This window comes from Bacillus thermotolerans (assembly GCF_000812025.2).
In the GTDB taxonomy this organism is placed as follows: domain Bacteria; phylum Bacillota; class Bacilli; order Bacillales; family Domibacillaceae; genus Quasibacillus; species Quasibacillus thermotolerans.
Map to the genome: position 1 here is coordinate 18,716 of NZ_JWJE02000032.1, position 12,975 is coordinate 31,690.

A 12,975-nucleotide genomic window follows, 5' to 3' on the forward strand; every position below is an offset into this window, starting at 1 on the left:
CTCACCTGCTTTAAAAGGCTGTCCCAACTTCAGTTAGGAACAGCCGATTGATTACTCATTGACCGGGATGTAGAGTGCCTGCCCTTCCTCAAGGCCCCCGCTTGGATCCAGTTGATTTTCCCTCAGTATATCTGTCACACTTAAATTATATCGCTCAGCTACTGATTGAAGCGTATCGTCTTTCTGAACAAGGCACACCTTCCAAGTAACAGATCTCTCCTGACCTCTGCGAGCAAAAAAGTCTGCTAAGGACATAGACTCCATTTTTTTCAATTGAAAGCTTTTTTTCTTTTTCTCTTGTTTCTCCTGGTTTTCTTGATTTTCCTGAACTTCCTCTAATTGATCGGCTGGAGACTCAATAAGGTCCATGTTCTCATTATCTTCTGCTCCTTCTACCTCTTCTAATATAACCTCTGGCACTATCTCAGGGCTTTCGTTTTCAAGGATAGGTGTATCACTCTCTGGAGACGGGGAAGACTCCTCTGCTGGCTCTCCTCTTTCTTCTGCTTCCTCAGGCTCACCAAAGGCTGGCTCCTTTCTCTGTTCCTGCACAGGCTCTTGAGGTGTTTTCTTTAATTCGATCGAGAAGTCTGTCTGTTCTTCTTCCGGGGCAGGCATAGGTATGTCTTCTAGCTTAAGAATGGAGAATGGCGGCTCTTCATTTTCTTTATTGCTCTCTTCTTCAGAAATATTTTTATTCTCGGCTTCTGGTACTCTGTTCTGCGCTTCTTTCTTCTCTCCTTCCTCCTCTAATACTCCGGAAATAGATAAATCGACCGTTAACTTAAGCTGCGGATTTTCAGGAAATTCATAATCAAATGAGTCAATATATATCTCCACGTCTTCCATTTTTGTGATACGCGATTTAGGAATGGTAATATCCACTGGAAATTGATGAAAGAATTCACACTCGCTATTGTCTCGCTGTAATACTTGCTGTACTTGCTTCTGCCCTGTCTGTCTAGGCGCTGCTTCTCCAGCTTCCTTCGAAGGAGCGTATTCACCGGAAAGCTCCAGAAATCCATGCATTCTGACAAATCCTTTATCCTCTTCTGTTTGCACTTGCGGATCAAGAGAAATAGAGTAAAGCTCTCCTACCTGCTGTCCACTCGCAAACCATACAGTCTCTTCTAATGAAAATCGTAAATACGATAGCTCTTGAGATGACATTACTTTTCCTCCTTCCAGCTCCATAGCTTTGCTCGATCTGTTGTATGGATCGTTACATGCCATTCATTTTCACAGTTTATATGTATGAGGAAGAAGAAAAAAATATGTTTTCATAAAAAAATCTGCCTGCGATTTACGCAGACAGATAGACACATTCTTTATTTAGCTAAGCGGCTAAATGCCTTTTCTGCCGCTGAAATCGTATGCTCAATATCTTCATCTGTATGAGCAGCCGATAAAAATAATCCTTCAAATTGAGACGGAGGCAAGAACACGCCTTCATTAGCCATTTCACGGTAATAGTCAGCAAATAGCTCAAGGTCTGAAGTCTTCGCTGTTTCGTAATTGACCACATCCTCATTCGTGAAGAACAGCCCAATCATAGAACCTGCCCGATTGAAAGTAATTGGAATGTTATACTTCTTCGCAGCAGCTGTGAAGCCTTCCTCTAGGCGATCGGCTTTGCGGCCAAACTCCTCATATACTTCCGGCGTCAGCTGACGCAATGTTTCCAGCCCGGCAGTCATAGCCATCGGATTGCCGGAAAGCGTACCTGCCTGATAAATCGGACCGCTTGGGGCGATCTGATTCATAATGTCAGCTCGTCCGCCATAAGCGCCAACTGGAAGACCGCCTCCAATAACCTTTCCTAAGCATGTGATGTCCGGCGTAATGCCGAAGTATCCTTGCGCACAGTTATAGCCAACACGGAAGCCTGTCATAACCTCGTCAAAAATAAGTAGAGAGCCGTTAGCTTCAGTGATCTCACGAAGACCTTCAAGGAAGCCCGGCTGCGGAGGAACAACACCCATGTTTCCAGCTACCGGCTCAACGATCACGCCGGCGATATCCTCTCCAAACTGTTCGAAGGCGTACTTAACACCATCCAAGTCATTATAAGCAACGGTAATAGTGTTTTTAGCTATTCCTTCCGGTACCCCTGGACTATCCGGCAGACCGAGCGTAGCTACGCCTGAGCCTGCTTTGATCAGCAAGGAATCCCCGTGGCCATGGTAGCAGCCCTCAAATTTAAGGATTTTGTTGCGTCCAGTGTAGCCGCGGGCAAGGCGAAGCGCACTCATTGTCGCTTCTGTTCCTGAAGACACCATACGTACAACCTCGATGGAAGGAACACGCTCAATCACAAGCTTAGCCAGTTCATTTTCAATTAAAGTGGACGCACCAAAACTTGTTCCCGTTTCTGCTGTCTTCTTTAATGCTTCGACTACTTGATCATTTGAGTGGCCCAGGATTAGCGGTCCCCATGACAGCACGTAGTCAATGTAGTCATTTCCATCAATATCATAGATTTTTGAGCCTTTGCCTCGTTCCATAAAGATCGGATCCATGTTAACGGATTTAAAAGCACGGACTGGGCTGTTCACTCCGCCCGGCATTAATTTTACTGCTTCTTGGAATGCTTGCTTGGATTTTTCATAAGAGCGCACGAGAGAGTCCTCCTTTTATTCACTAAGCCAACGGGCTGCATCTTTCGCAAAGTAAGTGATAATTAAATCAGCACCGGCCCGTTTCATGCTCAAAAGCTTCTCCATTACAATTGCTTTTTCATCGATCCAGCCATTGAGCGCGGCAGCTTTGACCATTGAGTATTCACCGCTTACATTGTAAGCGACAACTGGTGCATTAAATTCATTCCTAACATCACGAATGATATCTAAATAGGATAAAGAAGGCTTAACAATTAAAAAGTCAGCGCCTTCCTCCATGTCTGATTGTGCCTCCCGGAGTGCTTCTAGACGGTTGGCCGGATCCATTTGATAAGACTTGCGGTCTCCGAACTGCGGCGTAGAATCTGCCGCATCGCGGAAGGGACCGTAGAAGGCAGAGGAATACTTAACGGCATAAGACATAATCGGGACATCCGTATAGCCTGCCTCATCCAGTCCTTGGCGGATAGCTGCTACAAAACCGTCCATCATGTTTGAAGGGGCAATAATGTCTGCTCCTGCCTCTGCCTGGCTGACAGCCGTCTTTGCGAGCAAATCGAGCGATGGATCATTTAAGACTTTATCTCCCTCAACTACTCCGCAATGACCATGATCCGTGTATTCACATAGACATGTGTCGGCAATGACCACAACCTCCGGGTATTGACCTTTAATGTATCGAGTCGCCTGCTGAACAATACCATGGTTATGGTAAGCACCCGTGCCCACAGCATCCTTTTCTTTCGGCACTCCAAACAGGATAACGGACTTGATGCCAAGGGAAACGACTTCATCCATTTCCTCTTTGAGCCGATCCAGCGATAAATTATATACTCCTGGCATGGATGGCACTTCGTTCTTTATGTTTTCTCCTTCTGCTACAAACAGGGGGTAAATGAAATCCTCTGTATGAAGATGCGTTTCGCGAACGAGCGCGCGCATACCCGCTGATTGACGAAGCCGGCGGTGACGCTTAAATTGTAGATCCATTGTGATCATCCTTTCTGTAATATCGGATCATTTCTTCGACTAAAGCATCCGTCGTATACACCTCTGGACAAATATCAATTCTTAAGCCGAGTTTCTCCGCTTCTTGCTTTGTAACCGGTCCAATACAAGCAATAAGTGAATGGGAAATACTGCCGTCGCTTACTAATTGTACCGTTTCCATAAAGTGACGAACAGAAGAAGGGCTTGTAAAAGTGATAACATCTAATTTTTCCCGTTGAAGCAAGCGTATTAATCGCTCTTTTTCCCTTTCCGGAAAAAATGTCTCGTAAACAATCCATTCTTCTGCTGTCATCCCCGCTTCTCTTAAAGCTTTTGCAATAACTGCCCGTGCAAGATTTCCTTTTGGGATCAGCACCCTTTGCGTTTTAAAACGCCCTGCTGAAATCTCTTTCACAAACTGGTCAGCGGAAAACTTATCAGGGATATATTCAGCTTTAAACCCGTACTTCTTCAAGGCTGCTTCAGTTTTTGGACCAATGACAGCAAAGCGGGAGCGGATCTCTTTCCATTCGATTCCTGCCCGCTCCAGGTGATCAAAAAAGAAATCCACTCCATTCTTGCTGGTTAATACAATCCAGTCATATGTATGCAGCTGCTTGAGCCGCTCTGCTTTTCGGTCATCCTCAAACGAACGAAAAGCAATAAGGGGAACAAGGTGGACTGTTCCCCCCACTGCTTCTATTCTATCAACAAAGGAGGCTGCTTGTCCTTTTGGGCGTGTTACTAAGATCGATTTGCCAAAGAGCGGCCCACCGGAGCTCATTCGCTGTCCAGCTCAGCTTTCACGGAATCAATCAGCTTCTTCGCTCCTTGTGCACTTAAGCGTTCCGCTGCTTCCATTCCTACCGCCTGCGGGTCGTTGCCTCTCACTATTTCTTTATAAATTGTTTTTCCATCTGGCGATGCTACAAGAGCAGTCAGAACTGTTTCTTGCCCTTCATTTACTGCATAACCAGCAATCGGCACTTGGCAGCCGCCCTCCATCTTATGCAGAAAAGCACGCTCTGCTGTCACGGTTTTTGTCGTGTAGTCATCATTAAAGCGTGCAAGCAATTGGAGTAATTCCTCATCGTCTTCCCTGCACTCAATAGCCAGTGCTCCTTGCCCTACAGCCGGAAGACAAAGGTCAGGATCTAAAAACTCCGTTACGACATCAGACGTCCAGCCCATGCGTGAAAGACCGGCCGCTGCTAAAATAATGGCATCATAGCCCTCTGTTTTCAGCTTAGAAAGGCGTGTATCAATATTGCCTCTAATCCATTTAATCTCTAAATCTGGACGCGCTGCTAGAATTTGCGCACCGCGGCGCAGGCTGCTTGTGCCTACAACCGACCCTGCCGGCAAATCACTTAGCTTCACATGATCATTTGAAATAAATGCATCACGGTGATCTTCTCTTTCCGGAATGCAGCCGATCGTCAACCCTTTTGGCAATTCAGCAGGCATGTCTTTCATGCTATGAACCGCCATATCAATCTCTTTATCATACATGGCTTGCTCAATTTCTTTCACAAACAAGCCTTTCCCGCCGACCTTGGATAATGTCACGTCTAGAATGCGGTCACCCTTCGTTACGATTTCCTTCACTTCAAAGTCGTACTCCGGGCTTAGCTTTTTCAACTGATCAATGACCCAATTCGTTTGTGTTAAAGCAAGGTTGCTTCGGCGCGAACCGACAATAATTTTACGCATAATGTCCTCCTACTGTGTACTATTAAGAATACCAAAAGTGAAACGATGAAAACCGGCTCACCAGGAAAAAGTTAATGAAAAGTACAAGAAAGGCCGCTGTATTTAAAAGCGCCAACGGCTTGCCGTACATTTCTCTTCGAATTTTCAAATATAAATACACCCCGTATATAATCAGCAAAATAAAGGATGCGACAATCTTCACATCAAACCAGCTGACATCCGGGAGAGTGATAACCTTCCAAATAAGGCCAAGGATTAAGCTTAATAACAGCATTGGCACACCAACTGCATTAAATACATAAGAAAAGCGCTCAAGCTTCTCTAAATCTCCTAAGCGCCATAAACGCTGATTCCACTTCTTCATTTTTAAAAGACGATGCTGAAGCAAATATAGCAGCGAAAAAATAAAGGAAAAGGAAAAAGCCGCATAGGATAAAATCGCCATCGTAATATGAATGAGCAAAAGCTCTGAAATAAGCCGCTCAGCCATGGCCTCGGATTCGATCTGCACAGGGGTAAAAGTATGAATAGCCATGATTGAGAACCCTATCACATTGACGAAGAAGACCGTAAAGTCCATTCGGAGCAGACGGTTAATAACGAGTGAAAAGGTAATTAATACCCATGCATAAAAATAAAGTCCTTCAAAAAGAGTGAGGACTGGAAAACGCCTCGTCTCTAGCATGTAGAGAAACAAAAAAATTGTTTGAAGAGCCCAAACAATTGATAAAATCGAGAAGGCGATTTTATTCGCCTTCCGGTTTTGGTTTAAAAAGTCGATAAAGTACAGCATAATGGCCAATGCGTACAAAATAATCATCAATTCATGAATCCTCGTCATTCCTTGTTCAAACATTAAGTAACCTCACTTACGCTTGAAATAACGGCTTTGTCTGAACTGGCTGACTTTGTCGTTTATCTGTCGTTAATGCCTGCTTCTGTGTATTAACTTCCTCTTCAATATTGAAAATCTTCATAAACAGGGCTAACTTCTCAGCAGAGTTCTTATCCCCTGCCAATTCTTTCGCCTGCAAAATCGGATCTTTCAATAATTGATTAATGATGCTTTTCGTATGTTTGTTGAGCACTTTCCGTTCGCGTTCAGTCAAGTTAGGCATTTTCCGTTCAATGCTTTGCATTGTTTCAGCCTGCACAGAAAGGGCCTTTTGACGAAGCGCGGAAATGACCGGCACAACGCCAAGCATATTCAACCATTCATTAAAAGCAACAATTTCAGCTTCGATCATTAATTCAATCTTTTCTGCTGCTTTTTGCCGTTCAGCCAGATTTGCCTCTACAATTCCCTCTAAATCATCGATATCATATAAGAAGATGCTTTCTAAGTCAGCAATCGCTGGATCTAAATCCCGCGGAACAGCAATATCCACCATGAACAACGGCTTGCCTTTACGCATCTTTTCAACCGCTGCCATTCTTTCCTTTGTCACGATGTATTCACTCGAACCCGTAGAGCTGATAAGAATATCTGCTTCAACAATCGCACATTGAAGCTCTTCTAATGTCTTAGCGCGGCCATCAAATTTCTCAGCGAGGGCAACAGCCTTATCAAATGTCCGGTTCACGACAGTTACTTTCGTCGCTCCGCTTCCATGTAAATTCTGAATGGCTAGCTCACCCATTTTTCCTGCACCCACGACCAACACATGCTTGCCTGAAAGATCCCCGAAAATCTTTTTCGCAAGCTCTACCGCCGCATAGCTGACGGAAACTGCATTAGCCCCAATCTCTGTTTCTGCATGGGCTTTCTTTGCTAAGGTAACGGCTTGCTTGAACAGCTGATTGAAGACGGTTCCTGTTGCACCAATCTCCTGTGCACTTAAGAAGCTTGAACGCACTTGTCCTAAAATCTGTGTTTCCCCAAGTACCATGGAGTTCAATCCGCTCGTTACTTTAAAAAGATGTTCCACTGCCGCCTCTTCTTCATAAATGAATAAAAACGGTGTGAATTCTTCTTTGTCTATTTCAAACCATTTGGCTAAAAAGTCTTTAATATAATAACGCCCGGTATGGAGTTGATCGACAACGGCGTAAATCTCAGTCCGGTTGCACGTAGATACAATCACATTTTCTAAAATGCTTTTTTGACTTTGAAGCGTTGACATCGCTTTTTCCAAATCAGTTTCCTGAAAAGAAAGTCGTTCGCGTATCTCCACCGGGGCTGTTTTATAGTTTAGTCCCACTGCAATGATATGCACGTCTCACGGCACCCCCGTTAATATCTGTTAGTTCCATTATACCATGGAACATATTTTCCTTATTCACAAATTGTGAACATATGCTAACATTAAATGCGTGAATATTAAGCAATCCCTTTGTATAATACCACTAGCTAGCGTATCAAAACGCAGACTATTATTCAAGTTCGGAGACAAAGAAAGCAGGTAATTACATATGAAGCAGCAACGCATTTTTCCAGGCGTCATCTTAATCGGGTTCGGCCTGTATTTTTTCTTGCAGCAATCCACCTTTACATGGCTGCATCCTTTCCTAAACTGGCCTACCCTCTTCCTGATCATTGGCTTAGCCTTCCTGGCAGAATCTTATAGCGGCAGAGAAGGAAATGCCATTTTGCCCGGTGTGATTCTTACAGGATTCGGCCTTCACTTCCATGTCGTGAACTACTTGAACATTTGGCCAAACGATACTGGGGTCTTTATCTTAATTATTGCATTAGGTTTTTTACTGCAGTATACAAAAACAAAGAACGGACTATTTCAAGGATTACTATTCCTTACTTTGGCTATTATTATGTTATTTTATGACACGATTATCACTTGGCTCGGCCTTCTAGAGGGCCAGGCATTCTCCCTATGGCAGTTTTGGCCGATTGTCCTCATTGTAGTCGGCGGCTACTTGCTATTTATTAAAAAAAAATAAACAAGCAGGCTGTTTTCAGCCTGCTTGTTTTATGACTTCATTCGCTTTCGCAAAATGCTCCATGCTTCATCCTTCCCTTGTCCTGTTTCCGAAGAAAAAACCACAATATCATCGGAAGGGTCAAACTGAAGCTCTTCTTTGATGACCTTTAAGTGTTTTTGCCATTTACCCTTTGGAATTTTGTCTGCTTTCGTAGCGATTACTACAGCGGGAATATCGTAATGCTTTAAGAAGTCGTACATTAGCACATCATCCTCGGAAGGCGGGTGTCTTAAATCAACGATTAATACACAAGCCTTCAGCTGCTCTCTTGATGTCAAGTACGTCTCAATCATCCGCCCCCACGATTCCCGTTCTTTCTTCGATACTTTTGCAAATCCATATCCAGGCACATCCACAAAATATAAAGCATCTTCAATTTTATAGAAGTTAAGCGTTTGTGTTTTTCCTGGCTTGGAAGATACTCGAGCCATGCTTTTTCTGTGGATCATTTTATTAATGAAGGAAGACTTTCCAACATTTGAGCGTCCGGCAAGCGCAAATTCCGGCAGGTTACCCTCCGGGTATTGAGCAGGCTTGACGGCACTGATAACTAATTCTACCTGGTTAACCTTCATGCCGGTCACCTGCTGCTAAGGCTACGTCTAGTACCTCATCCATGTGAGAAGCGAGTACAAACTTTAGATCATTGCGCACACTTTCCGGAATGTCATCAATATCCTTTTCATTATCCTTTGGAAGAATAATCGTTTTTAGGCCAGCACGATGAGCGCCGAGAGACTTTTCTTTCAGTCCGCCAATTGGCAATACCCGGCCGCGGAGAGTGATTTCGCCCGTCATTCCCACTTCGCGGCGAATTGGACGCGCAGTTAAGGCTGAAACAAGTGCAGTAGCCATTGTAATACCGGCAGATGGCCCATCCTTTGGTACCGCTCCTTCTGGCACATGGATATGGATATCATATTTCTCATGGAAATCTTCTTCGATATTCAGATCCTTTGCTTTTGAGCGAACATAACTGAATGCTGCTTGGGCCGACTCTTTCATCACATCCCCAAGCTTACCTGTTAAGATGAGCTTCCCCTTACCCGGAGACAAGGAGACTTCAATCTGCAGCGTGTCGCCCCCAACTGCTGTATAAGCCAGACCATTAGCGACACCTACTTGATCGACAGTATCAGCTTGACCATAGCGGAACTTCTTCTTGCCTAGGAAGTCCTCCAGGTTGTCGCTTGTCACTACGATGCTTTCCTGCTCGCCTGATACGATGATTTTGGCTGATTTTCGGCAAACTGCCGCCAGAGTCCGTTCAAGACTGCGCACCCCTGCTTCTCTCGTATAGTAGCGAACAATATCCTGGATTGCATCCTCTTTGAGCTGAAGCTGGGTCTCAGATAGCCCATGCTCTTCAACCTGTTTCGGGAGCAAGTGAGATTTCGCTATATGAATCTTCTCTATTTCTGTATAGCCGGCAATTGTAATGACTTCCATGCGGTCGCGGAGAGGCCCTGGAATCGCCGCTAAGTCATTGGCTGTAGCGATAAACATCACCTTTGACAGGTCGTATGTCTCTTCAATGTAATGGTCGCTGAAGTTCGCATTTTGCTCCGGATCCAGTACTTCCAGCATGGCGGAAGATGGATCTCCTCTGAAATCACTGGACATCTTATCAATCTCATCAAGCAAAAATACCGGGTTAACGGTCTCCGCCTTTCTCATTCCTTGAATAATCCGTCCCGGCATCGCTCCTACATACGTACGGCGGTGTCCGCGGATTTCCGACTCATCCCTGACTCCCCCTAAAGAGATGCGAACAAAGTTTCGGCCGAGGGATTCAGCGATGGAACGAGCTAAAGATGTTTTTCCTACTCCAGGAGGTCCAGCCAAACAAAGAATAGGCCCTTTGATCGATTTAGTAAGCTGCTGCACCGCTAAATATTCGAGCACCCGCTCTTTTACTTTTTCAAGCCCGTAATGATCCCTGTCTAATATGGCTTCCGCGTTATTGATGTCAAGATCATCTTTAGTTGCTTTCGTCCACGGAAGAGAAATCAGCCACTCAAGATAATTACGGATTACAGCACTTTCCGCTGCGCTTGAAGGGATTTTTTCAAAGCGGCTTAGTTCTTTAAGAGCTGTTTTCTTCACCTGTTCAGGCATGTCCGCCTCTTCAATCCGACCCATCAGCTCTTCCACTTCTCCGGTTTTCCCTTCCTTGTCTCCAAGCTCCTGCTGGATCGCCTTCATTTGCTCACGCAGGAAGTACTCCTTCTGTGTCCGCTCCATGGATGTTTTTACACGCTGGCCGATTTTCTTCTCTAGATTTAATACTTGTTTCTCATTATTCAGTATATCGATCAGCTTATTCAGCCGATCTTTTATATCGAGTATCTCAAGAACATCTTGCTTTTCCTTGATTTTAATCGGCAGGTGAGAAGCAATGATATCAGCCAGGCGCCCCGGCTCCTCTATATCCGTTACAGTAGAATATGTTTCTGAAGACACCTTTTTAGACAGCTTAATGTACTGCTCAAAATATTGGAGCAATGTACGCATCAGTGCCTCTGTTTCTGCATCCTTGATGTGCCGGTCCTCATGCACTTCCACTGCAGCTAAATAAAATGTCTCTTTATCTTCTATTTGCTGAATACCCGCTCGGTGAAGCCCCTCTACCAGCACCCGAATGGTCCCATTTGGAAGCTTTAACATTTGTTTTACTTTTGTTAATGTTCCCGTCTGAAAAAGGTCCTCTTCCGTTGGGTCATCTATTTCAGCCTCTTTTTGAGTGGCCAAAAAGATGAGATGATTATCCATCATGGCCTGCTCTAACGCTTCTATTGAACGGTCTCTTCCAACGTCTAGATGTAATACCATTGTCGGATACACTAGTAATCCGCGAAGCGGCAGGAGGGGAACATTATATACCTTCTGATCGCTCATCCATATAACCTCCATTTCCTCAAACATCAGGCAGTATACTGCCCGGTTCTCTGCTCTGCTTATTCATTGCAAATCTGGCATTTTGTTCTATCTTATCTTATTCAATTCTAGGTGTCCATTTTAAACAAAGGCCCTCGTCTTTTTACCTATTCCTCACTTACACCGAACACAAACAATTCCGCTCCTTTTCTATGCCCCAGACAGGATAGAATTCATTTTGTTCATGGGGCGTTATTGATTGCGTTACCGATTAAACGGACAATTTACACCTTTTTCAGTATCTCCTTGAAGGATGGTCTGTAAACAGTCTTTTGAATGAATGCTTTATGACGGAAAAAACAGGACAGCTGATTGATCGCCGCTGTCCTGTTTCCTTTTTTTATTCAGTTAGCCGACAAGGTCCTCATCCCATCTCACCAGGTCTGGATTAGGCGGATGTTTTGGTTAGATGAATTCTTTCACCGTCTTCCCCTAATAATTTAGGTGAGGCATTCTCTAGAACAGTTTCTTTTGTAATGATGCACTTCTTGATGTCTTCACGCGAAGGCAAATCATACATTACATCAAGCATAATACCTTCGATAATAGAGCGAAGTCCACGGGCACCTGTTTTGCGTTCGATAGCTTTCTTCGCAATTTCCCTCAGGGCCTCTTCTTCAAACTCAAGCTCTACGTCATCAAGCTCCATCATTTTTGTATACTGCTTAACAAGAGCGTTTTTCGGCTTTGTTAGAATTTCAATCAACGCATCCTCGTCAAGCTGCTCAAGGCTGGCAATAACAGGGAGACGACCGATGAATTCAGGAATTAAACCGAATTTCAGCATATCTTCCGGCACTAGTTGAGAAAGCAGAGAACCATCAGCCTTCTCCTCTTGCTTTGGTCCGGACCCAAAGCCGATTACTTTCTGGCCAAGGCGGCGTTTAATGATTTGCTCGATGCCATCGAAGGCGCCTCCGCAAATGAATAGAATATTCGTTGTATCGATTTGTATAAATTCTTGATGAGGGTGTTTACGCCCTCCTTGTGGCGGCACACTCGCAACTGTGCCTTCTAATATTTTTAGAAGCGCCTGCTGTACACCTTCACCAGAAACGTCCCTCGTAATAGAAGGGTTCTCAGATTTACGAGCTACTTTATCGATCTCGTCAATGTAAATAATCCCCTTCTCTGCTTTTTCAACATCATAGTCAGCAGCCTGGATCAACTTCAAGAGAATGTTCTCTACGTCTTCACCAACATAACCTGCCTCTGTTAAAGATGTCGCATCCGCAATAGCGAACGGCACATTTAAAATACGCGCAAGCGTTTGAGCGAGAAGGGTTTTCCCGCTTCCTGTTGGGCCGATTAAACAAATATTACTCTTGGCCAGCTCTACGTCGTCTACTTTGCTGTTGGATTTGATACGTTTATAGTGGTTGTAGACAGCCACGGCCAGAGACTTTTTGGCCCGCTCCTGTCCAATAACGTATTCACCTAAAATATCGCGGATTTCCGCTGGTTTCGGTACGTCTTTAAACTCTACTTCCTCTTCTGTACCGAGCTCCTCTTCAACGATTTCTGTGCACAGTTCGATGCACTCGTCACATATATATACACCTGGACCAGCTACAAGCTTGCGGACCTGATCCTGTGTTTTTCCGCAGAAAGAACATTTAAGCTGCCCTTTTTCATCGTTAAACTTGAACAATGATTTTCACCCCTTATGATAATTAATCGCTTGTCCAGCCCGCTACGACAGCGGCCATTTTTCACTTTAACGGCCGGCAGCCTGCTGCGCTGCTGGTCAAACGCTCGTTTGTCCCCTTAAAGAAGT

11 protein-coding genes are annotated in these 12,975 nt (G+C 44.5%); 1 reads left to right on the forward strand and 10 read right to left on the reverse strand.

Annotation, left to right across the window (positions count from 1 at the left end):
- Window positions 1-51 precede the first annotated feature (51 nt).
- From spoVID to hemA, 7 genes are all read right to left on the reverse strand, one after another.
- The gene (gene spoVID / locus QY97_RS12600; RefSeq protein WP_039236971.1) at window positions 52-1,170 is read right to left on the reverse strand and encodes a stage VI sporulation protein D; all 1,119 of its coding nucleotides are present in this window, start codon (window positions 1,168-1,170) and stop codon (window positions 52-54) included.
- Between the two features lie 158 nt (window positions 1,171-1,328).
- On the reverse strand, window positions 1,329-2,618 hold the full coding sequence (hemL, locus tag QY97_RS12605; protein ID WP_039236973.1) for a glutamate-1-semialdehyde 2,1-aminomutase: 1,290 nt from the start codon (window positions 2,616-2,618) through the stop codon (window positions 1,329-1,331).
- Between the two features lie 15 nt (window positions 2,619-2,633).
- Window positions 2,634-3,608: a porphobilinogen synthase gene (gene hemB / locus QY97_RS12610; RefSeq protein WP_039236976.1), complete on the reverse strand. Its 975-nt coding sequence runs from the start codon at window positions 3,606-3,608 to the stop codon at window positions 2,634-2,636.
- Window positions 3,592-4,392, reverse strand: a complete 801-nt coding sequence (locus tag QY97_RS12615; RefSeq protein WP_039236979.1) for a uroporphyrinogen-III synthase — start codon at window positions 4,390-4,392, stop codon at window positions 3,592-3,594. Before QY97_RS12615 ends, hemB begins: the two co-directional genes overlap by 17 nt.
- Window positions 4,389-5,321, reverse strand: a complete 933-nt coding sequence (gene hemC, locus QY97_RS12620) for a hydroxymethylbilane synthase (protein ID WP_039236982.1) — start codon at window positions 5,319-5,321, stop codon at window positions 4,389-4,391. The genes QY97_RS12615 and hemC overlap by 4 nt, the downstream gene beginning before the upstream one ends.
- Before the next feature lie 22 nt (window positions 5,322-5,343).
- Window positions 5,344-6,177 (reverse strand): cytochrome c biogenesis protein CcsA, encoded by an 834-nt coding sequence (gene ccsA, locus QY97_RS12625; RefSeq protein WP_039236985.1) that lies wholly within the window; start codon window positions 6,175-6,177, stop codon window positions 5,344-5,346.
- A 13-nt stretch (window positions 6,178-6,190) separates the two neighbouring features.
- Window positions 6,191-7,537 carry a glutamyl-tRNA reductase gene (gene hemA / locus QY97_RS12630; RefSeq protein WP_039236986.1) on the reverse strand — a complete coding sequence of 449 codons (1,347 nt, stop codon included), beginning with the start codon at window positions 7,535-7,537 and terminating at the stop codon, window positions 6,191-6,193.
- Window positions 7,538-7,733: 196 nt separating this feature from the next.
- Here hemA and QY97_RS12635 point away from each other — a divergent pair, with 196 nt between their 5' ends.
- A complete protein-coding gene (locus tag QY97_RS12635; RefSeq protein ID WP_039236988.1) occupies window positions 7,734-8,219 on the forward strand; it encodes a LiaI-LiaF-like domain-containing protein in 486 nt (161 codons plus the stop codon).
- 29 nt (window positions 8,220-8,248) lie between these two features.
- Here QY97_RS12635 and yihA read toward each other — a convergent pair whose 3' ends face one another.
- The 3 genes from yihA to clpX all read right to left on the reverse strand — a co-directional run bounded on the left by yihA (window position 8,249) and on the right by clpX (window position 12,849).
- The gene (gene yihA / locus QY97_RS12640) at window positions 8,249-8,836 is read right to left on the reverse strand and encodes a ribosome biogenesis GTP-binding protein YihA/YsxC (RefSeq protein ID WP_039236991.1); all 588 of its coding nucleotides are present in this window, start codon (window positions 8,834-8,836) and stop codon (window positions 8,249-8,251) included.
- Complete coding sequence (gene lon / locus QY97_RS12645) at window positions 8,826-11,159, reverse strand: endopeptidase La (RefSeq protein ID WP_039236993.1); 2,334 nt, start codon at window positions 11,157-11,159, stop codon at window positions 8,826-8,828. The genes yihA and lon overlap by 11 nt, the downstream gene beginning before the upstream one ends.
- A 427-nt stretch (window positions 11,160-11,586) precedes the next feature.
- Window positions 11,587-12,849 (reverse strand): ATP-dependent protease ATP-binding subunit ClpX, encoded by a 1,263-nt coding sequence (gene clpX / locus QY97_RS12650; RefSeq protein ID WP_039236996.1) that lies wholly within the window; start codon window positions 12,847-12,849, stop codon window positions 11,587-11,589.
- Between the last annotated feature and the right edge of the window lie 126 nt (window positions 12,850-12,975).

Bases quoted from the DNA above. Each gene is read 5' to 3' on its own strand.
- yihA (WP_039236991.1), bottom strand. From the start codon at position 8,836: ATGAAGGTTAACCAGGTAGAATTAGTTATCAGTGCCGTCAAGCCTGCT.
- lon (WP_039236993.1), bottom strand. From the start codon at position 11,159: ATGAGCGATCAGAAGGTATATAATGTTCCCCTCCTGCCGCTTCGCGGA.
- QY97_RS12635 (WP_039236988.1), top strand. From the start codon at position 7,734: ATGAAGCAGCAACGCATTTTTCCAGGCGTCATCTTAATCGGGTTCGGC.
- QY97_RS12615 (WP_039236979.1), bottom strand. From the start codon at position 4,392: ATGAGCTCCGGTGGGCCGCTCTTTGGCAAATCGATCTTAGTAACACGC.
- spoVID (WP_039236971.1), bottom strand. From the start codon at position 1,170: ATGTCATCTCAAGAGCTATCGTATTTACGATTTTCATTAGAAGAGACT.
- hemC (WP_039236982.1), bottom strand. From the start codon at position 5,321: ATGCGTAAAATTATTGTCGGTTCGCGCCGAAGCAACCTTGCTTTAACA.
- hemB (WP_039236976.1), bottom strand. From the start codon at position 3,608: ATGGATCTACAATTTAAGCGTCACCGCCGGCTTCGTCAATCAGCGGGT.
- ccsA (WP_039236985.1), bottom strand. From the start codon at position 6,177: ATGTTTGAACAAGGAATGACGAGGATTCATGAATTGATGATTATTTTG.